Source organism: Pseudomonas tructae, from assembly GCF_004214895.1.
Lineage (GTDB): Bacteria > Pseudomonadota > Gammaproteobacteria > Pseudomonadales > Pseudomonadaceae > Aquipseudomonas > Aquipseudomonas tructae.
Window position 1 is genome coordinate 5,272,895 of record NZ_CP035952.1, and the last position, 20,630, is coordinate 5,293,524.

General features: G+C 62.9%; 18 protein-coding genes. 12 read left to right on the forward strand and 6 right to left on the reverse strand.

Translation table 11 applies throughout. The features are described 5' to 3' along the window. Positions 1–2: 2 nt before the first annotated feature. The 3 genes from amn to EXN22_RS24150 all read right to left on the reverse strand — a co-directional run bounded on the left by amn (position 3) and on the right by EXN22_RS24150 (position 5,267). Positions 3–1,508: an AMP nucleosidase gene (gene amn / locus EXN22_RS24140; RefSeq protein WP_130266408.1), complete on the reverse strand. Its 1,506-nt coding sequence runs from the start codon at positions 1,506–1,508 to the stop codon at positions 3–5. A 32-nt stretch (positions 1,509–1,540) separates the two neighbouring features. Further along, the gene (locus EXN22_RS24145) at positions 1,541–3,193 is read right to left on the reverse strand and encodes an acyl-CoA dehydrogenase family protein (RefSeq protein ID WP_130266409.1); all 1,653 of its coding nucleotides are present in this window, start codon (positions 3,191–3,193) and stop codon (positions 1,541–1,543) included. A 94-nt stretch (positions 3,194–3,287) separates the two neighbouring features. After that, a complete protein-coding gene (locus EXN22_RS24150) occupies positions 3,288–5,267 on the reverse strand; it encodes a sensor histidine kinase (RefSeq protein ID WP_130266410.1) in 1,980 nt (659 codons plus the stop codon). Positions 5,268–5,530: 263 nt separating this feature from the next. On the opposite strand from EXN22_RS24150, the gene EXN22_RS24155 reads away from it, so the two are divergent. The 4 genes from EXN22_RS24155 (at position 5,531) to EXN22_RS24170 (ending at position 9,004) form a co-directional block, all read left to right on the forward strand. Beyond that, positions 5,531–6,328, forward strand: a complete 798-nt coding sequence (locus EXN22_RS24155; RefSeq protein ID WP_130266411.1) for a hydroxymethylpyrimidine/phosphomethylpyrimidine kinase — start codon at positions 5,531–5,533, stop codon at positions 6,326–6,328. A gap of 21 nt (positions 6,329–6,349) precedes the next feature. Next, the gene (thiE, locus tag EXN22_RS24160) at positions 6,350–6,976 is read left to right on the forward strand and encodes a thiamine phosphate synthase (RefSeq protein WP_130266412.1); all 627 of its coding nucleotides are present in this window, start codon (positions 6,350–6,352) and stop codon (positions 6,974–6,976) included. A 15-nt stretch (positions 6,977–6,991) separates the two neighbouring features. After that, a complete protein-coding gene (gene hemL / locus EXN22_RS24165; protein ID WP_130266413.1) occupies positions 6,992–8,272 on the forward strand; it encodes a glutamate-1-semialdehyde 2,1-aminomutase in 1,281 nt (426 codons plus the stop codon). A 183-nt stretch (positions 8,273–8,455) separates the two neighbouring features. Next, on the forward strand, positions 8,456–9,004 hold the full coding sequence (locus tag EXN22_RS24170) for a tetratricopeptide repeat protein (RefSeq protein WP_130266414.1): 549 nt from the start codon (positions 8,456–8,458) through the stop codon (positions 9,002–9,004). A 9-nt stretch (positions 9,005–9,013) separates the two neighbouring features. On the opposite strand, the gene EXN22_RS24175 is transcribed toward EXN22_RS24170, so the two are convergent. Then, positions 9,014–9,340, reverse strand: coding sequence for a DUF1820 family protein (locus tag EXN22_RS24175; RefSeq protein ID WP_010222917.1), 327 nt, complete (start codon positions 9,338–9,340; stop codon positions 9,014–9,016). Between the two features lie 129 nt (positions 9,341–9,469). On the opposite strand from EXN22_RS24175, the gene miaB reads away from it, so the two are divergent. The 5 genes from miaB to lnt all read left to right on the forward strand — a co-directional run bounded on the left by miaB (position 9,470) and on the right by lnt (position 14,783). Further along, positions 9,470–10,798 carry a tRNA (N6-isopentenyl adenosine(37)-C2)-methylthiotransferase MiaB gene (gene miaB, locus EXN22_RS24180; RefSeq protein WP_130266415.1) on the forward strand — a complete coding sequence of 443 codons (1,329 nt, stop codon included), beginning with the start codon at positions 9,470–9,472 and terminating at the stop codon, positions 10,796–10,798. Positions 10,799–10,921: 123 nt separating this feature from the next. After that, on the forward strand, positions 10,922–11,923 hold the full coding sequence (locus tag EXN22_RS24185; protein ID WP_130266416.1) for a PhoH family protein: 1,002 nt from the start codon (positions 10,922–10,924) through the stop codon (positions 11,921–11,923). Then, entirely contained in the window at positions 11,916–12,389 is a 474-nt protein-coding gene (gene ybeY / locus EXN22_RS24190) for an rRNA maturation RNase YbeY (protein ID WP_130266417.1), read from the forward strand. The genes EXN22_RS24185 and ybeY overlap by 8 nt, the downstream gene beginning before the upstream one ends. Before the next feature lie 28 nt (positions 12,390–12,417). Beyond that, complete coding sequence (locus EXN22_RS24195; RefSeq protein WP_010222913.1) at positions 12,418–13,257, forward strand: HlyC/CorC family transporter; 840 nt, start codon at positions 12,418–12,420, stop codon at positions 13,255–13,257. An 8-nt stretch (positions 13,258–13,265) separates the two neighbouring features. Further along, positions 13,266–14,783, forward strand: coding sequence for an apolipoprotein N-acyltransferase (gene lnt, locus EXN22_RS24200; protein WP_130266418.1), 1,518 nt, complete (start codon positions 13,266–13,268; stop codon positions 14,781–14,783). On the opposite strand, the gene EXN22_RS24205 is transcribed toward lnt, so the two are convergent. Beyond that, the gene (locus tag EXN22_RS24205; RefSeq protein WP_130266419.1) at positions 14,780–15,541 is read right to left on the reverse strand and encodes a YdcF family protein; all 762 of its coding nucleotides are present in this window, start codon (positions 15,539–15,541) and stop codon (positions 14,780–14,782) included. The genes lnt and EXN22_RS24205 overlap by 4 nt on opposite strands. A gap of 124 nt (positions 15,542–15,665) precedes the next feature. Beyond that, on the reverse strand, positions 15,666–15,980 hold the full coding sequence (locus EXN22_RS24210; RefSeq protein ID WP_130266420.1) for a hypothetical protein: 315 nt from the start codon (positions 15,978–15,980) through the stop codon (positions 15,666–15,668). 240 nt (positions 15,981–16,220) lie between these two features. Here EXN22_RS24210 and leuS point away from each other — a divergent pair, with 240 nt between their 5' ends. From leuS to holA, 3 genes are all read left to right on the forward strand, one after another. Further along, positions 16,221–18,827, forward strand: a complete 2,607-nt coding sequence (leuS, locus tag EXN22_RS24215) for a leucine--tRNA ligase (protein WP_130266421.1) — start codon at positions 16,221–16,223, stop codon at positions 18,825–18,827. 66 nt (positions 18,828–18,893) lie between these two features. After that, positions 18,894–19,499: an LPS-assembly lipoprotein LptE gene (locus tag EXN22_RS24220; RefSeq protein ID WP_130266422.1), complete on the forward strand. Its 606-nt coding sequence runs from the start codon at positions 18,894–18,896 to the stop codon at positions 19,497–19,499. Between the two features lie 36 nt (positions 19,500–19,535). Then, positions 19,536–20,573, forward strand: a complete 1,038-nt coding sequence (gene holA / locus EXN22_RS24225) for a DNA polymerase III subunit delta (RefSeq protein ID WP_130266423.1) — start codon at positions 19,536–19,538, stop codon at positions 20,571–20,573. Positions 20,574–20,630: the final 57 nt, after the last annotated feature.

The window sequence follows — 20,630 nt, forward strand, 5'->3', positions numbered from 1 at the left end:
CCTCAGCGGAACGGCGGCTCGTCAAAACTGCGCAGTTTACGCGAGTGCAGCGAGTTGAGCTCGGTGCGCAGCAGGTCGAGTGCGGCGATGCCGATTTTCAGGTGCTGGCTGACGGCCCGGTTATAGAAGGCGTTGGCCGCCCCCGGCAGTTTGATCTCACTGTGCAAGGGTTTGTCGGAGACGCACAGCAAGGTGCCGTACGGTACCCGCAAACGATAGCCCTGGGCAGCGATGGTACCGCTTTCCATGTCCACCGCCACGGCCCGCGACAGGTTGATCAACGGCCGTTCCTGGGCCCAGCGCAGCTCCCAGTTACGGTCGTCGTAGGTCAGCACGGTGCCGGTGCGCAGGCGTTTTTTCAGCTCGTCGCCACGCTCGCCGGTGACCTGCGCCGCGGCTTCCTGCAAGGCCAGTTGCACCTCGGCCAGGGCCGGAATGGGGATGTTCGGCGGCACTACCCGATCAAGAATGCCATCACGGCGCATGTAGGCATGGGCCAGCACGTAATCGCCAATGGTCTGCGATTGGCGCAACCCACCACAGTGGCCAATCATCAGCCAGCAGTGCGGGCGCAGTACCGCCAGGTGATCGGTGATGTTCTTGGCGTTGGACGGGCCGACACCAATGTTGACCAGGGTGATACCGTCACCATCGGCGGCGATCAGGTGATAGGCCGGCATTTGATAGCGGTGCCAGACCACCCCGGCGACCAGGGCCTGGGCCTCGCCGTTATCCATGGCCTTTTCGATGATCACATTGCCGGGCAGGACCATACGCACAAAGCGCGGGTCATCGCGCAGGCGCTCAAGGCCGTGGCTAATGAACTGGTCGACATAGCGGTGGTAGTTGGTCAGCAGGATCCACGGCTGCACATGACGCCAGTCGCTACCGGTGTAATGCACCAGGCGGCGCAGGGAGAAATCCACCCGCGCGGCGTCGAACAGCGCCAGCGGCAGCGGGTCGACGTTGGCCCAGTCATACAGGCCGTCGGCAATGCCATCGGTGGCGGCGGAAAGATCGGTGCTGGGGAACACCCGCGCCAGCGCGGCGGCGGTGATGCCGGTACCCGCCAGCTCGTCGCCCTGCTCGACCACATAGGGGTAAGGAATGTTCTGCTGGCTGACGCCCACTTCAACGGTCACGGTGAAGTCGCGCATCAGTGGCTTCAATTGCTCCAGCAGATAACCACGGAACGACGCCGGCTGGGTCACGGTAACGCTGTAGGTACCCGGCAACTGGACCTTGGCGTAAGCGCGGGTAATGGCCGGCACTTCGCCATGGTACTGGTAGGTCAAGCGCAGTTCGGGATAACGGAACAGCGCCCGCTCCGTGGCATCCGGCTCAGTGCGGTCCTTGAGGTAGCGCTTGAGCGCCTGGCTCAGGGCCGCGGTGGCTTGTTCGTGCAGGGCCGCGAGGCGATCGACGGCCTGCTCGGCGGTTTCTACGACAACGAAGGCTTCATCAGTACGGCTCACAATGTACTTCCTGTCTGACATGCATGCCCCCATCTTGCCTATATCCGCCGGCAAAGGCACGCACGTTAAAGAGGCCAGTTGGGGGTTGCCCGCTGCACCAACGCAGCCACGTCGACACCACGGGGCAGTACACCATATACCCGCCCGTTGCCACTCAGCCGGCTGGCGATAAAGGCATCACTGACCGCCGCGTTGCCAGCCTCGAGCAACAGCTTGGCCTGCAGGCCGACAGCGATGTCTTCGGTGAGCTGGCGGGCGCGGTACTGGATGTCGCCAGTATCGGCAAACGCCGCCTTGAGGTTGCCGATATGCGCAGCCAGGCGCGGATCGCCGTGACCATCGCCAAGCTCGGCGAACAGCGTATCGAGCACCCCGGGCTCCTTGGACAGGGCGCGCAGCACATCCAGGCACTGGACGTTGCCCGAGCCTTCCCAGGTCGAGTTGACCGGCGCTTCACGGTACAGCCGCGGCAGAATGCTGTCTTCGACATAGCCGGCGCCGCCCATGCATTCGGCCGCCTCGTTGATCATCGCCGGCGCCCGTTTGCAGATCCAGTACTTGCCCACCGCCGTGATCAAGCGGGCAAAGCGCGCCTGATGGGGGTCGCCTGGTTGATCGAGGGCATGGCCCATGCGCAGGCTCAAAGCCAGCGCCGCTTCACTTTCCAGGGCCAGGTCGGCCAGCACGTTCTGCATCAAGGGCTGCTCGGCCAGCAGCCGCCCGCCAACCTGGCGATGGGCACAGTGGTGGGCCGCCTGAGTCAGGGCCTGACGCATCAGGGCGCTTGAGCCGACCATGCAGTCGAAGCGGGTCATGGCGACCATTTCGATGATGGTCGGCACCCCGCGGCCTTCCTCGCCGATCATCCAGGCCAGGGCGCCGCGGAACTCCACTTCGCTGGACGCATTGGAGCAATTGCCGAGCTTGTTCTTAAGACGCTGGATATAGAACTGGTTGCGACTGTCATCCGGGCGATGGCGCGGCAGCAGGAAACAGCTCAAGCCCTTGTCGGTCTGGGCCAGGGTCAGGAAGGCATCACACATGGGCGCCGAACAGAACCACTTGTGCCCGACCAGCTCATAGGCCTGGCCCGGGCCCGGCGCCCCTACCGGGTAGGCACGGGTGGTATTGGCGCGCACATCGGTGCCGCCCTGCTTCTCGGTCATGGCCATGCCCAGGGTCACGCCGACCTTGTGGCGGTCACCGATGTTGCGCGGATCGTATTCACGCGCCAGCACTTTCGGTAGCCAGTATTGAGCCAGCTCCGGCTGCAGCTTGAGCGCCGGCACTGCGGCAAAGGTCATGGTCAACGGGCAGCCACTGCCGGCCTCGGCCTGGCTGTGCAGGTAGGTCATCGCGGCGCGGGCGACATGCGCGCCTTCACGGGGATCGGTCCAGGGCAGGGACGGCAGGCCATGCTCGATGGCTGTCCGCATCAACTCGTGATAAGCCGGATGAAACTCCACCAGATCGATGCGATGACCGTAACGGTCATGGCTGCTGAATTGCGGTTTGTGCTGGTTGGCCAGAAAGCCCGCTGCCATCAGAGGCCCGCCCGCCAGAGCGCCATAGGTATCGATGCGCTCCTGCGCCCAACCGGCCCCGTAACGCTGCGACCATTGCTGCAGCGGCAGGTCGATGCGGTAGAGGTTGGCGCCATCCAGGGACGGCGGCTGGTTGGTGACCTCATGGGTTTCAGCATACTGGTGCAGGTTCATCGAGGGGCCTCCTGGATCCTGGCGTGACTGAAATTTCAGTGAATCACGCCCCGCCCCCCGGTCAAAGTGACAAAACCGCCTAACTAGCCGTGATTTAGCCCCGACCGGTTGCACCCAACTGCGCCGACGGCGGGCTCAGGGCGACGCTCAGGTTCAGCTCGAAGCGGCTGCCGAGCCCCGGATTGGATTCATGTTGCAGGCGTGCACCAATCAATTCGGCCAGTTGCCGGCAGATCGCAAGGCCGATGCCCAGGCCACCGTACTTGCGCGTCATCGAACCGTCGACCTGGAAGAAGCGCTGGTACAGCGTCGCCTCGTCGAGGCAGTCAAAGCCGATGCCGCTGTCGCTGACGCTGAGGCTCAGGCCCAGCTGTTGCGGCCCCAGACGCGCGCCCCGCACTTGCAGCATGATGCCGCCCTGATGAGTGAACTTGATGCCGTTATCCATCAGGTAGCCCAGGCACATTGCCAGTTTATGCCGGTCACCGATGAGCATGTCAGGCAGTTCCGCCGGGGTATCCAGGCTCAGGTACAAGCCCTTGGCCATGGCCGGTGCTGCGTACTCGGCACGCACTTCATTGAGCAGCGAACGCAGGCTGAACGGGGCATGCTGAGCACTCAGGCGGCCAGCCTGCAACTCGGTGAGGATGAGAATGTCGTCAACCATGCCCATCATGTCCTGGGCGGCAGAGCTGGCGGTGTGCTGGTACTGGGCCAGTTCAGCGTCCAGCGGCAGGGTTTGCATCAGTTCAAGTGAGCCGATCACACCGTTCATCGGCGTACGCAGCTCATGGGTGACGGTCGCCAGGAACTGATCCTTGAGCCGGTTGCTGTTGGCCAGCTGGATATTCATCTGCTCAAGGGTGCGCCCGGTCTCACGCAGGGTCCGGGCCTGCTCGTCGCGCATGCTGTTGATGCGATCGGCCAGGGCCAGCGACAACAAGCCGACCTCAAGCGCCGAACCGATCTGGCTGGCGTACATGGTCAGGAACACGTTGGGCAGGTAGCCAAGCACCATCAGGGTGTTGACCAGGCCACCAAGCAAAAACGCCGACCAGGCAATAATGAAGTAGCGCGCCACGCGCAAACCGCGGCGCCAGGCGAAGACGCCAGCGGCAAAGATGCACACGGTGAACAACAGCGCCAGGGCGGTGGCCAGGCGCAGGGCAATGCCGTAGCTGCTGGTCAGCGCCAGCAACATCACCAGCACGCCGTAGCCCATGAGCAGCTTGAGCAGCCCATCGAAGGCACGGCTGTGCTCGCGCAGTTGCAGGAAGCTGCGGGCAAACTGGCAACCGAACAGGCCAGCCGCACCGATGAACATCGGCGTGGCGGCGTTGGCCCACCAGGGGCTGTCCGGCCAGAAATAGGCAACGCCCGCACCATTGACCGATACCTGGTACAAGCCGAACGAAGCGATATAGAGGATGTAGTACAGGTAACTGGTGTCGCGCACACTGAGGTAGATGAACAGGTTGTACACCAGCATCCCCAACAGCACGCCATAGATCAGGCCCAGCACATACAGGCGGGTCGGCTGCGCCTCGAGGTAGGCCTGGGTCGACCACAGGGTCAACGGTGCCTGTACCGACCCCTGGCTGTGCAAGCGTAAATAGGCAGTCGTGGTCTGGCCCGCAGTGAAGGGCAGTTCGAAGAGGTAGTTGTTCTGTTTGATCGGTCGGCTGGTATAAGGCAGGGCGTCACCGGTGCGCTGGGCCAGATGGAAAGCACCGCTCTCATCCGCCAGGTAGAGTTCCAGATGATCGAGTGGCGGATAGGCCAGCTCCAGTAACCAGGCGCGGGGGGCTGCCGAAGGCAAGGCGGTGTAGCGCAACTGGACTTTCAACCAGAATACCGAGGTGGAATAGCCGGCGTTCAGTACCTCGGCCCGATGCGGGCGAAAGTGTTCGCTGAACGAGGGCGCACTGACCTGGGCAATGCTGGCATTGCCATCGCGGTCTTCGAACACCTGCATCACCTGCCCCAGCGGCAAGCTGCGAGTGGAATCGTCGAAATCGACCGCCGTGGCCAGCAACGGCAACCAGCCCAGCACAACAATCAGCAAATAGCGCATACAGCCCCAGCATGGTCTGTCCCGGTCGCGTCGCGTAGCCTCCTGTCCGTTTGAGGCGACGAAATCCGGCAGTTACCGTTATCGGTATGTTCGAGCACTCTAGCATAGCTTTCCGAGCCTGCCAGACGCCACTGAAAACTTTACGCCAAAGGCTCTAGAACGGCACTTCCAGCGATTATTAAGCGACTATTCAAACGCCCGTTGAAAAATCCCCGGCGCCAGGGCGGACCCAGCAAAAGCGTTTGGTGATAAGCTCGCGCACCATGAATACCTACAGCTCCCGCCCCGTTGTCCTCTGTCTCTCCGGCCACGACCCCAGTGGCGGCGCCGGCTTGCAGGCAGATATCGAAGCCCTGATCGCTCAAGGCTGTCATGCCGCTCCGGCCGTGACCGCCCTGACTGTCCAGGATACTGTCAATGTCAGCGACTTCCGTGTCCTCGACCGCGAGTGGGTACTGGCCCAGGCCAATGCCGTGCTTGCCGACTCGACGGTAGCGGCGGTCAAGCTGGGCATGCTCGGCTCGACCGAAATGGTCGATACCGTGGTCGAACTGCTCAGTGCCCATCCGCACCTACCGCTGGTCTGCGACCCGGTCCTGCGCGCAGGTGGCGGTGGCCGCCTGGGCAAGGATGAGGTCGGCTACGCCATGCGCGAGCGCCTGCTGCCACTGGCAACCATCGCCACGCCCAACCTTCCCGAAGCGCGCATCCTGGCCGAACTGCCCGCAGGCACTGCCGATGAATGCGCAGAAAAACTCCTGCCTTTTGTCAGACACCTGCTGATCACCGGCGGTCACGGTGACGAACACGAAATCCACAACCGCCTGTACAGCCGTGACGGCCAGCGTCACACCTGGACCTGTCAGCGCCTGCCCGGCAGCTACCACGGCTCCGGCTGCACCCTGGCCAGTACCCTGGCCGGCCGCCTGGCCCTTGGCGAACAGCTGCAAAGCGCCGTGCGCTCGGCCCTGGACTACACCTGGCGGACCCTGCGCGATGCCGAGCAACTGGGCAAAGGCCAGTATGTGCCACGCCGCCTGCCCCTGGATTTCTGTTCCTGATCTTCGCCTGAGGTCTACACCATGACGTTACGCGGCCTGTATGCCATCACGGACAGCCAGTTGCTGGCCGGCAAGTTTCTGCCCTATGTCGAAGCGGCCCTGGAAGGCGGCGTGGCCTTGCTGCAGTACCGTGACAAGAGCCAGGACGAGTCGCGACGCCTGCGCGAAGCCGAAGCCTTGCTCGACCTGTGCGAACGCTACAAGACCCGGCTGATCATCAACGACGACGCCGAACTCGCTGCGCGCCTGGGCGTCGGCGTGCACCTGGGCCAGACCGACGGGCCGTTGACCCCGGCACGCACCTTGCTCGGGCGCGACGCTATCATCGGCTCGACCTGCCACGCCCAGCTTGAGCTGGCCGAACAGGCAGCCCGTGAAGGCGCCAGCTACGTGGCCTTTGGCCGCTTCTTCAACTCGGTGACCAAACCCGGGGCGCCAGCCGCCGATGGCGCCCTGCTGGAACAAGCGCGCACCCGTATCAAGCTGCCGATCTGCGTGATCGGCGGCATCACCCTCGACAACGCCGCCCCGCTGGTCGCCCATGGCGCCGACCTGCTGGCGGTTATTCACGGCCTGTTCGGCGCCGACAGCACGCAGGAAGTCACCCGCCGTGCCCGCGCCTTCAACGCCCTGTTCGCATCTGCCTGATTGAGAGAGCCCATCATGTCTCGTTCCGAAACCCTGTTTGCCAACGCCCAGAAACACATCCCCGGGGGCGTCAACTCGCCGGTGCGGGCGTTCAAGAGCGTTGGCGGCACGCCGCTGTTCTTCAAGCATGCCGAAGGCGCCTACGTCACCGATGAAGATGACAAGCGCTATGTCGACTACGTCGGCTCCTGGGGCCCGATGATCCTCGGCCACAGCCACCCGGACGTGCTCGACTCGGTGCGCAAGCAGCTGGAACACGGTCTGTCCTATGGCGCGCCAACCGCCATGGAAACCGAAATGGCCGACCTGGTCTGCTCGATCGTGCCGTCTATGGAGATGGTGCGCATGGTCAGTTCCGGCACCGAAGCGACCATGAGCGCCATTCGCCTGGCCCGTGGCTACACCGGCCGCGACAGCATCATCAAGTTCGAAGGCTGCTACCACGGCCATTCCGACAGCCTGCTGGTGAAAGCCGGTTCCGGTCTGCTGACCCAGGGCGTGCCAAGCTCCGCTGGCGTACCGGCAGCCTTTGCCAAACACACCCTGACCCTGCCGTTCAACGACATCGCCGCGGTCGAGCAGATGCTTGCTGACGTCGGTGAGGAAGTGGCGTGCATCATCGTCGAACCGGTGGCCGGCAACATGAACTGTGTACCGCCGGCGCCAGGCTTCCTCGAAGGCCTGCGCACACTGTGCGACAAGCACGGCGTGGTACTGATCTTCGACGAAGTGATGACCGGTTTCCGGGTTGCCCTGGGCGGCGCCCAGGCTCACTACGGGGTGACCCCGGACCTGTCGACCTTCGGCAAGATCGTCGGTGGCGGCATGCCCGTGGGCTGCTTTGGCGGCAAGCGCAAGATCATGGAACAGATCGCGCCACTGGGCCCGGTCTACCAGGCCGGCACACTGTCGGGCAACCCGCTGGCCATGGCCGCCGGCCTGACCACCCTCAAGCTGATCAGCCGCCCGGGCTTCCACAACGAGCTCAGCGCCTACACCAGCCGCCTGCTCGACGGTCTGCAACAGCGCGCCGATGCCGCCGGCATCCCGTTCGTCACCACCCAGGCCGGCGGCATGTTCGGCCTGTACTTCAGCGGCGCTGACGATATCGTCACCTTCGATGACGTCATGGCCAGCGATGCCGAGCGCTTCAAGCGCTTCTTCCACCTGATGCTCGAAGGTGGCGTGTACCTGGCGCCAAGCGCCTTTGAAGCGGGCTTTACCTCGATTGCCCACGGTGAAGCCGAGCTGAAGATCACTCTGGATGCGGCTGAGAAGGCGTTTGCCAAGCTCTGATGTGTGGCAGCCATCGCGGGGCAAGCCCGCTCCTACAATGATCAGTGTGGGAGCGGGCTTGCCCCGCGATGAGGCCTTGCAAAGCAGAAAATCGAGTAAAGACTTTGTAAGGTAGGCGCTGCTTATCCCATAATGTGCCACCAGACACTTTGGCCGCAGCTTTGCAGAGGTAAGTCGATCCCCATGAACCGCACCGGCCGCGCCCTCGCCCTGGGCTGCCTGTTGCTTCTTCAGCCCCTGCTGGCCACGGCAGGCGGTAACTCGTTGCTGATTCCGGCAACGGGCCGCTGTACCCTCGATTCCCAGCCCGAAGACTTGCAGCAAGCCCTTGCGGCCTGCCAGGAAGCGGCGAAATCCGGGGACGCACAGGCTCAGTACGAGTTGGGCGAGTTCTACTACCAGGGCACCCAGGCTCCACGCGACCTCAACCAGGCCCTGAGCTACTTCGAGCAAGCTTCGCTGCAAGGCCACGCCGAGGCCCAATACCGCCTGGGCACCATGTTCTACAAGGGTGAAGGTGTGCCGGCCAACAATGTTCAAGCCTACATCGTGCTGAAGATGGCGGCGGTCAACGGCGCCGAAGATGCGCTGGACATGGCCGACGAAGTGTCCGCCAAGATGCCGCGCGATGAACTGGAAGTCGCCACCCAGGTGCTGGGGCAGATCTTTCGCAAGTACCTGCTGGAGCTGCAGACCGCTGAAGGTCGCACGCCCTTCTCACCGCTGCCCTGAACCTGCGCCTTACTTTTCCGGCATTGGCATCGGGAACGGCATTACATTGCCAGTACCGCGCGCCTCGCTGATCTTTGGCGTGCCCAGACGCTCGACCTCATCGATACGCACGATCGAATGCATCGGCACAAAGCTGCGCACCACGCCTTCGAACTGGGCCTTGAGCTTTTCTTCACTCGGATCAACCACCACCTGGGTCCGCTCACCAAAGACAAACTCCTCAACCTCGAGGAAGCCCCACAGGTCACTTTGGTAGATCTGTTTGGCGTACATCTCGTAGACCTGGCCCTGGTTGAGAAAGATCACTTTGTAGATCGGAGCTTCGCGTTTGGTCATTTTGGGCGGGGCAATCAAGGGTGGTAAAGAAGACGCAAACTATAACATAGGCCCTGGGCCGACAACGCTAGGATCCACAGCCCCGGGCCCTTATAATGTGCGGTTCTTCGAATCACCAGATGAACGCCCATGGCCAAGAAGCTTTATATCGAAACCCACGGTTGCCAGATGAACGAGTACGACAGCTCGCGCATGGTCGATCTGCTGGGTGAACATCAAGCCCTCGAGGTCACGGCCCGCGCCGAAGACGCCGACGTCATCCTGCTCAACACCTGCTCGATCCGCGAGCGCGCCCAGGACCGGGTCTATTCCCAGTTGGGCCGCTGGCGCGAACTCAAGGACATGAAGCCGGAGATGGTCATTGCCGTCGGTGGCTGCGTGGCCAGCCAGGAAGGCGAATCGATCCGCAAGCGTGCACCTTACGTCGATGTGGTCTTTGGTCCGCAGACCTTGCACCGCCTGCCGGAAATGATCGACGCCGCACGCACCACGCGCCTGCCCCAGGTCGATGTGTCGTTCCCGGAGATCGAAAAATTCGACCACCTGCCCGAGCCGCGCATCGACGGTCCCACCGCCTATGTCTCGGTGATGGAAGGCTGCAGCAAGTACTGCACCTTTTGCGTAGTGCCCTACACCCGTGGCGAAGAAGTCAGCCGGCCGTTCGACGACGTGCTGGCCGAGGTCATCCATCTGGCCGAGAACGGTGTGCGTGAAATCACCTTGCTGGGGCAGAACGTCAACGGCTACCGGGGCCAGACCCACGACGGACGCCTGGCCGACCTGGCCGAGCTGATCCGCGTGGTCGCCGCCGTCGAGGGTATCGAGCGCATCCGCTACACCACGTCGCACCCGCTGGAGTTTTCCGACAGCCTGATCCAGGCTCACGCCGAAGTGCCGGAGCTGGTCAAGCACCTGCACCTGCCGGTGCAATCGGGCTCGGACCGGGTGCTGGCGGCGATGAAGCGCAACCACACCGTGCTCGAATACAAGTCCAAGCTGCGCAAGCTCAAGGCCGCAGTGCCGGGGATCTGCATCAGTTCGGATTTCATCATCGGGTTCCCGGGTGAAACCGAGAAAGACTTCGAGCAGACCATGAAACTGGTGGCCGATGTCGGCTTTGATTTCTCCTACTCCTTTGTCTACAGCCAGCGCCCGGGCACACCGGCTTCCGACCTGCCGGACGACACCCCGGAAGAGGTCAAGAAGGAGCGCCTCAAGGCCCTGCAACATCGCCTTGATACCCAGGGCTTCGAGATCAGCCGACAAATGGTCGGTACGGTGCAGCGCATCCTCGTCACCGACTACTCGCGCCGCGACCCCGGGCAGTTGCAGGGGCGCACCGAGAATAATCGTATCGTCAACTTTCGCTGCGACAATCCCACGCTGATCGGCCAGTTCGTCGATATTCATATCGACGATGCGCGCCCGCACTCGCTGTTCGGTTCGCTGGCCCATTGAGCTGTCCAACCGGGCCTTGCCAAAGGCCCGGTGCCCCTTGATCGTTTCAGCGCTTTCGCCCTGCAGCGGCTAGGGTTATCCTTGAGACCATATCCTTTGCCGTTGGGCGGCTGAAAAACGACCTTGAACGCACCTATCGAACCACATCGCTTCATCCTCGAGCCTTTCGAGGCCCATCGCTTCGCCAACCTGTGCGGGCAGTTCGACGAGCATCTGCGCCTGATCGAACAACGCCTGGCCATCGAAATCCGCAACCGCGGCAATCAGTTCGAACTGATCGGCGAACCCAAGCACACCTCTTCCGCCGAGCAACTGCTGCGACGCCTCTATCGCGAAGCCAAAGCCACCGAGCTGTCGCCGGAAACGGTGCACCTGTACCTGCAGGAATCCGCCGTCGAAGAGCTGGACAACCCCGCCGTCAACGAAGTCAGTGTTTCCCTGCGCACGCGCAAGGGCATGATTCGCCCACGTGGGTTGAACCAGCAGCGCTACGTGAAGGAAATCCTCGGCAACGACATCAACTTCGGCATCGGCCCGGCTGGCACCGGCAAGACCTACCTGGCCGTGGCCTGCGCCGTCGACGCCCTTGAGCGTGAACAGGTGCGGCGCATCCTGCTGGTACGTCCGGCGGTTGAGGCGGGCGAAAAGCTCGGCTTCCTGCCTGGCGACCTGGCGCAGAAGATCGACCCATACCTGCGCCCGCTGTACGACGCGCTGTACGAGATGCTCGGCTTCGAGCACGTGGCCAAGCTGATCGAGCGCCAGGTGATCGAGATCGCCCCGTTGGCGTACATGCGCGGCCGCACCCTGAACAACAGCTTTATCATTCTCGACGAAAGCCAGAACACCACGGTCGAGCAGATGAAAATGTTCCTCACCCGTATCGGTTTTGGCTCCACTGCCGTGATCACCGGTGACATCACCCAGGTCGACCTGCCACGCGGCACCAAGTCGGGCCTGGCTCATGTCATCGAAGTGCTCAAGGGCGTACCTGGCATCAGCTTTACGCACTTCCAGCCCAAGGACGTGGTTCGCCACCCGCTGGTGCAGCGGATTGTCGAGGCCTACGAGCGTTTCGAGAGCCAGCAGCAGAGTCCGACAGAAGGCAAACATCGCGATGCTTGAGCTCGATCTGCAACTGGCAAGCGATGCAAAACACCCGACCCAAGCGCAGTTCCGCCAATGGTGTGAGCTGGCCCTGCGCCAGCGCACGGCCGACTCAGAATTGACCATTCGTCTGGTCGATGAAGCCGAAGGCCGCGAACTGAATCACACCTGGCGGGGCAAGGACTATCCCACCAACGTGCTGTCCTTCCCGGCCGACGTGCCTGACGAGCTGCTCGACATTCCGCTGCTCGGCGATCTGGTGATCTGCATCGCCGTGGTCGAGCGCGAGGCCGCCGAACAAGGCAAGGCTCTTGAGGCCCACTGGGCGCACCTGGTCATCCACGGTTGCCTGCACCTGCTGGGCTACGACCACATCGACGACGATGAGGCCGAGGAAATGGAAGCACTGGAACGAACGTTGCTTGCTGAACTGGGTCATCCGGACCCGTACGCCGACGACGAACACCACGACATTCAACATTGATATCAGCAAAGGAACACGAGTAACCGCCATGAGCGAAGATCGATCGAGCAACGGGCAGAAGTCCTGGCTGGGCAAACTGACCCAGGCTTTTGCCCACGAGCCGAAAAACCGCCAGGAGCTGCTTGAGCTGCTGCGCGAAGCCCATCAGAACAAGCTGCTCGACAGCGAGGCGCTCACCATTGTCGAGGGTGCCATCCAGGTCGCCGACCTGCAGGTGCGCGACATCATGGTGCCGCGTTCGCAGATGATGAGCATCAAGGCGACCCAGTCGCCGCGTGAATTCCTGCCGGCGGTGATCGACGCCGCGCACTCGCGCTACCCGGTGGTCGGCGAAAGCCATGATGACGTGCTGGGGGTGCTGCTGGCCAAGGACCTGCTGCCGCTGATCCTCAAGGAGAACGGTGACAGCTTCAACATCAAGGACCTGCTGCGCCCGGCCACCTTCGTGCCCGAGTCCAAGCGCCTGAACGTGCTGCTGCGCGAATTCCGCGCCAACCACAACCACATGGCCATCGTCATTGACGAATACGGCGGCGTGGCGGGCCTGGTGACCATCGAAGACGTGCTCGAACAGATCGTCGGCGACATCGAGGACGAGCATGACGTCGAGGAAGACAGCTACATCAAGCCGCTGCCCAGCGGCGACTTCCTGATCAAGGCGCTGACGCCGATCGAGAACTTCAACGAGTTCTTCGACAGCCAGTTCTCCGACGACGAGTTCGATACCGTTGGCGGCCTGGTGATGAGCGCCTTCGGTCACCTGCCCAAGCGCAACGAGACCACCGAGATCGGCCCGTACCGGTTCCGCATCCTCAATGCCGACAGCCGCCGGATCCACCTGCTGCGTCTGACCCCTATCACCCGTTAAGGACAACCATGCGCTGGATCACCCGCCCCGGCTGGCCCGGTAACCTGCTGGCCGTGGCGGCCGGTGCTATCACCACCCTGGCCCTGGCGCCGTTCGACATCTGGCCGTTGGCCTTGCTCGCGGCCGGCCTGTTCTACCTCGGCCTGCGCGAGCTCAGCCCGCGCCAGGCCCTGGGGCGCGGCTGGTGCTTCGGCTTCGGCCTGTACGCTGCCGGCACCAGCTGGATCTATGTCAGTATCAATACCTATGGCGGGGCCACACCGCTGCTGGCCATCGGGCTGTTGCTGGCGTTCTTTGCCGCTATTGCCTGGTTCTTCGCCCTGCCCGCCTGGCTTTGGGCGCGCTGGCTGCGCCGCAACGAGGCGCCCCTGGCCGATGCGCTGTGCTTCGCCGCTCTGTGGGTAGGCCAGGAAGCATTTCGCGGCTGGTTCCTGACCGGTTTCCCGTGGCTGTACTCCGGTTACAGTCAGCTCGACGGGCCGCTGTCGGGCCTGGCGCCGCTGGGCGGCATGTGGCTGATCTCGTTCTGCCTGGCCCTGTGCGCGGCGCTGCTGTGCAACCTGCAGCGCCTTCGCGCACGCAAGTCGTTCCTGGCGGTGGCCGTGGTCCTGTTGCTGGCGCCCTGGGCGATTGGTCTGGCATTGAAGCATCACGCCTGGACCAGCCCTGCCGGCAAACCCTTGAGCGTCGCCGCCCTGCAAGGCAACGTCGAGCAAGAGTTGAAGTGGAACCCCGAACACGTCAACGCCCAACTGGCCCTGTACCGCGACATGAGTTTCAGCTCAAAGCCGGTCGACCTGCTGGTATGGCCGGAAACTGCCGTGCCGATCCTCAAGGACCAAGCCGAAGGCTACCTGGACATGATGGGCAGCTTCGCCGCCGAGCGTAATACTGCGCTGATTACCGGCGTGCCGGTACGTGAAGTGGTGCACCAGCAACGCCGTTACTACAACGGCATCACCGTAACCGGTGAAGGCGACGGCACCTACCTCAAGCAAAAACTGGTGCCGTTCGGCGAGTACGTGCCGCTGCAAGATATGCTCCGCGGCCTGATCGCCTTCTTTGACCTGCCTATGTCAGACTTTGCCCGCGGGCCGGCTGACCAGCCATTGCTGCAGGCCAAGGGCTATCAGATTGCGCCGTACATTTGCTACGAAGTGGTCTATCCGGAGTTTGCCGCAAGCCTGGCAGCGCGCAGCGATCTGCTCCTGACCATCAGTAATGACACCTGGTTCGGCACCTCGATCGGCCCCCTGCAGCACCTGCAGATGGCCCAGATGCGTGCACTGGAAGCCGGGCGCTGGATGATCCGGGCCACCAACAATGGCGTCACCGGTCTGATCGACCCGTTCGGACGCATCACTGCGCAGATCCCGCAGTTCGAGCGCGGCATTCTTTACGGCGAGGTGGTGCCCATGCAGCAACTCACCCCGTACCTGCAGTGGCGCTCCTGGCCCCTGGTGATTCTCTGCACTGCGCTGCTGGGTTGGGCCCTGCTGGCCAGCCGGATCGCCAAGACCGTCTAGTAGAACAGTTTGTAGCCGAGCAGGCCGACTGCCTCATTGAGCAGTTGGCCGCTCTGCCACAGCGATTTGCCTTCCGGCAGCCAGCCCGCAAATGGCCGGGCATGGTCGCGGCCCAGAAAGCCCACTGGCGCCGGTACCACCTCAAAGCCCGCCTGCTCGAAACTCCAGCGTGAACGCTGCATGTGCCAGGCCTGGGTGACTACCACCACACGCCTGATCCCCTGGGGCAACAGCAGTTCGGCGCTCATCTGGGCGTTTTCCCAGGTGGTACGGCTACGCTCCTCTTTCCAGCGCACACTCACCCCCAGGTCACGCTGCAGGGAATCGGCCATCAACTGTGCTTCGCTGGGCGGTGTGCCGTAATGCAGGCCACCGCTGGTCAGCACCGGCAAGCCGGAGGCTTTGGCCAACTGCGCCGCGTAACGCATGCGTTCCATGGCAACACCGGTGGGTTGATCCTGCGAGTCCCAGGCCGGATCACCACGTTCACGGCCGGCACCGAGAATGACGATGGCATCAGCCTGCTGGCCAAGCGCCACCCACTGACTGGAGGCCAGCGCGGGTTCAGTTTCCAGTTGCCGGGCCGCCTGCTCCACCACAATCGGCAAGCTCATCAGCCACAACCCGCCCAGGCCCAGGGCAAAACACAGCGCCGACAGCCGCGGCCAGGCTTTGCGCAGCCACCAGGCAGCGATCAGCAACAGAAACAGCACGCCAGGTGGCATGATCATTTGTTTGATGAGAAAACGGATCGGCACGGGACACCTCCTTGGAGGTGCGCAGCCTAAGAGGATCGGCACCTGGCAACAATAGTCAGGTGCCGATCTGAGATGTTTTTAATCACGTGGCGCACTCCACCTTGCGCCGGAAAAACCCGAACGGCTACTTGAATTGCAGCGTCCTGGACTTTGCTGGGGTAGCGGAACGCTTGTCCTTGAGCCAGACGACTCTGGCCGCAGGGGGCGACTCCGGTTGTGACTGTGCGCCGACGCGTCCATGCCCGCCCTCTGGAAGTGACTCCAGATAGGCCTTGATCACTTCGAATTCAGCGCGGCTCAAGCCACGCAACTCCAATTCAGCAGGCACTTCATCGCGTAATCGAACGGAGGTTCTGGCGACATCCAGGGCCAGGCCCAGACGATCAATCAGCCGTTCGTAAAGCTCCGGTTTCGTTGCTTGTAGCTGCGACTCTCCCATCCGTTCACCTCATTGAAGATAAATATATCTCCCCCCACACATGAGCTTAGCGTTACTCGCAAAAGCAGCGGGGCGCCGCGACCAACGGCCCGCCGCGCCGCAGGCGGTGCAATCAGGGTTTCCCTCGGTGGACAGGGGTCATGTATGCTAGGGCGTTCACCATACTTGACACCGGATTGCCGATGCAGCGGATTCATCGCTGCCTGGATAAGGTCTCCCATTTCTCAGCGCAAAGTAGCCATGCACGAACTCTATCAGCCCCGCGAAATCGAAGCCGCCGCCCAGTCTTACTGGGATGAGCGAAAGTCTTTTGAAGTCAGTGAACAGCCAGGCAAGGACACGTACTACTGCCTATCGATGTTCCCGTACCCAAGCGGCAAGCTACATATGGGCCACGTGCGCAACTACACCATCGGTGACGTGATCGCCCGTTACCAGCGCATGCTCGGCAAGAACGTCCTGCAGCCAATGGGCTGGGACGCCTTCGGCATGCCGGCGGAAAACGCCGCGATGAAGAACAACGTCGCACCGGCCAAGTGGACCTACGAAAACATCGAATACATGAAGACCCAGCTCAAGAGCCTGGGTCTGGCCTTCGACTGGTCGCGTGAAGTCACCACCTGCAAGCCGGATTACTACCGCTGGGAGCAGTGGCTGTTCACCCGCCTGTTCGAAAAAGGCGTGATCTACCGCAAGAACGGTACCGTGAACTGGGACCCGGCCGACCAGACCGTACTGGCCAACGAGCAGGTCATTGACGGCCGTGGCTGGCGTTCGGGCGCGCTGATCGAGAAGCGCGAAATCCCGATGTACTACTTCAAGATCACCGATTACGCCGACGAACTGCTGGAAAGCCTCGACGAACTGCCAGGCTGGCCTGAACAGGTCAAGACCATGCAGCGCAACTGGATCGGCAAGTCCCGTGGCATGGAAGTGCAGTTCCCCTTCGACCAGGCCAGCATCGGCCACGCCGGGGCGCTGAAAGTCTTCACCACCCGCCCGGACACCCTGATGGGCGCCACCTACGTCGCCGTTGCCGCCGAGCACCCGCTGGCGACCCAGGCTGCCCAGGGCAACCCCGAGCTGCAAGCCTTCATCGACGAATGCAAGAGCGGCAGCGTCGCCGAAGCCGACATCGCCACCCAGGAGAAAAAGGGCCTGGCCACCTCGTTGTTCGTCGAACACCCGCTGACCGGCGAAAAACTGCCGGTGTGGGTCGCCAACTACGTGCTGATGCACTACGGCGATGGCGCGGTAATGGCTGTTCCGGCGCACGATGAGCGCGACTTCGAGTTCGCCCACAAGTACAACCTGCCACTCAAGGCAGTGGTACGTACCAGCGCTGGCGATGAAGTCGGCAGCGAGTGGCTGACTGCCTATGGTGAACACGGCCAGCTGATCAATTCCGGCGAATTCGACGGCCTGGACTTCCAGGGTGCCTTCGACGCCATCGAGGTGGCGCTGATCAAGAAAGAGCTGGGTAAATCCCGCACCCAGTTCCGCCTGCGCGACTGGGGCATCAGCCGTCAGCGTTACTGGGGCTGCCCGATCCCGATCATTCATTGCCCATCCTGCGGCGATGTACCGGTACCGGAAGATCAACTGCCGGTCATCCTGCCAGAAAACGTAGTACCCGATGGCGCAGGCTCGCCCCTGGCGCGCATGCCCGAGTTCTACGAGTGCAGTTGCCCGAAATGCGGCACTGCGGCCAAGCGCGAAACCGACACCATGGACACCTTCGTCGAGTCGTCCTGGTACTTCGCCCGCTACGCCTCACCCAACTACGAAGGCGGCATGGTCGACCCGAAGGCGGCGAATCACTGGTTGCCGGTCGACCAATACATCGGCGGTATCGAACACGCGATCCTGCACCTGCTGTACGCACGCTTCTTCCACAAGCTGATGCGCGATGAAGGCCTGGTCACCTCCAACGAGCCGTTCAAGAACCTGCTGACCCAGGGCATGGTCGTCGCCGAAACCTACTACCGGGTTGCCAGCAACGGCGGCAAGGACTGGTTCAACCCGGCCGACGTCGAAATCGAACGCGATGCCAAGGCCAAGATCATCGGCGCCACACTGAAGACCGACGGCCTGCCGGTGGAAATCGGCGGCACCGAGAAGATGTCCAAGTCCAAGAACAACGGCGTTGACCCGCAGGCCATGATCGATGCCTACGGCGCCGACACCTGCCGCCTGTTCATGATGTTCGCCTCGCCGCCGGACATGAGCCTGGAATGGTCCGACTCCGGTGTCGAAGGCGCCAACCGCTTCCTGCGCCGTGTCTGGCGCCTGGCTCAGGCCCACGCGGCCCAGGGCCTGCCGGGCAAACTGGATGTCACCAGCCTCGATGACGCACAGAAAGCGATCCGCCGCGCCATCCACGCTGCCATCAAGCAAGCCAGCACCGATGTCGGCCAGCACCACAAGTTCAACACTGCCATCGCTCAGGTGATGACCGTGATGAACGTGCTGGAAAAAGCCCCGCAAGCCAGCGAACAGGACCGCGCCCTGCTGCACGAAGGCCTGGAGGCGGTGACCCTGCTGCTGGCACCGATCACCCCGCACATCAGCCATGAGCTGTGGCTGCAACTGGGCCACCAGGATGCCGTGATCGACGCACCTTGGCCGGTACTGGACGAAAGCGCCCTGGTCCAGGACAGCATCGTCCTGGTCATCCAGGTCAATGGCAAGCTGCGTGGCCAGATCGAAATGCCGGCCGCGGCCAGCCGCGAGGACGTCGAAGCCGCCGCACGCAGCAACGAAAACGTGCTGCGTTTCACCGAAGGCCTGAGCATCCGCAAGGTCATCGTGGTACCGGGCAAGCTGGTCAACATCGTCGCCAACTGACAGGAAACGCCGGCCCGCCATTCGTGCGGGCCGGCGCACAGAATAGGCCCACAAGGGAGCTACAACATGATCAAACGCAATCTGCTGGTAATGGGCCTGGCCGTCATGCTCAGCGCCTGCGGTTTCCAGCTGCGCGGTACTGGCAACAGCGAACTTGCGATCAAGGAACTGGACTTGAGCGCACGCAATGCCTACGGCGATACCGTGGTTCAACTGCGCCAGGCGCTGCAGAGCAGTGGCGTCAAGGTTCACGCCGGCGCGCCTTACAAACTGGTACTGACCAACGAAGCCGAGACCCAGCGCGCGGCGACCTATGCAGGCTCCGGCCGTTCGGCCGAGTACGAACTGACGACCGTGCTGAGCTACAGCATCGAGGGTCACAACGACACCAACCTGCTCAACGACAAGCTGGAAGTGCGCAAGATCTATGTGCATGACGGCAACAACATCACCGGTTCCGACCAGGAAGCCACCCAGACCCGCAAGGAAATGCGTCGCGACCTGGTGCAGAACATGCTGGTGCGCCTGCAACTGCTGACCCCAAGCCAGCTCGACAGCCTGCAGCAAAAGGCTGATGAACGCGCCAAGGCTGAAGCCGACGCCCTGGAAGCAGCGCGCCGCGCCCAGGACGAAACGCCTCAGCAGTCGCCGCTGCAACTACCGGTCAACTGAGAATGAACGGGGCACTTCGGTGCCCCGTCTGCCATCATGAAACTCACGCCCGCCCAGCTCAACAAACACCTGCAAGGCAACCTCGCCCCTGTCTACGTGATCAGTGGCGATGACCCGCTGCTGTGCCAGGAAGCCGCTGACGCCGTACGTGCAATGGCACGCCAGCAAGGCTTCGATGAACGCCAGGTATTCAGCGCCGACGCCAACTTCGATTGGGGCACCCTGCTCCAGGCCGGAGCCAGCCTGTCGCTGTTTGCCCAACGCCGCCTGTTGGAACTGCGCCTGCCCTCCGGCAAGCCCGGCGACAAGGGCGCGGCGGCGCTGATCGAGTACTGCGCCAACCCTGCCGAAGACACCGTGCTGCTGATCAGCCTGCCCAAGCTCGATGGCAGCGCACAGAAGACCAAGTGGGGCAAGGCACTGGTCGAAGGTCAGCACACCCAGTTCGTGCAGATCTGGCCGGTGGACAGCCACCAGTTGCCGCAATGGATCAGCCAGCGCCTGTCCCAGGCCGGATTGAGCGCCCAGCGCGACGCCGTCGACCTGATCGCGGCGCGGGTAGAGGGCAACCTGCTGGCGGCTGCGCAAGAAATCGAAAAGCTCAAGCTACTGGCTGAAGGCAACCAGATTACCGTCGAAACAGTCCAGGGCGCGGTCGCCGACAGTGCCCGTTTCGACGTGTTCGGGCTGGTCGATGCGATCCTGAATGGCGAAGCCGCGCACGCCTTGCGCATGCTCGAAGGGTTGCGTGGCGAAGGCGTGGAGCCACCGGTAATTCTCTGGGCGCTGGCCCGGGAGCTGCGCCTGTTGGCTGGGCTCGCCCAGCAGTTCAGTCAGGGCGTGCCGCTGGACAAGGCCTTCAGCCAGGCCCGCCCGCCCGTCTGGGACAAGCGCAAACCGCTGATGAGCAAGGCCCTGCAGCGCCACTCGGCGCAGCGCTGGAGCCAGTTGCTGCAGGACGCCCAACGGATCGACGCACAGATCAAGGGCCAGGCCCAGGGGTCGGCCTGGACCAGCCTGGCGCGCTTGTCGTTGTTGATGGCCGGGCAGCGCCTGGCATTGCCGGCGGAGTAAAGCTATCGCGGGGCAAGCCCGCTCCCACTTGCCCCGCGATGGTTTCACCCCTTATAT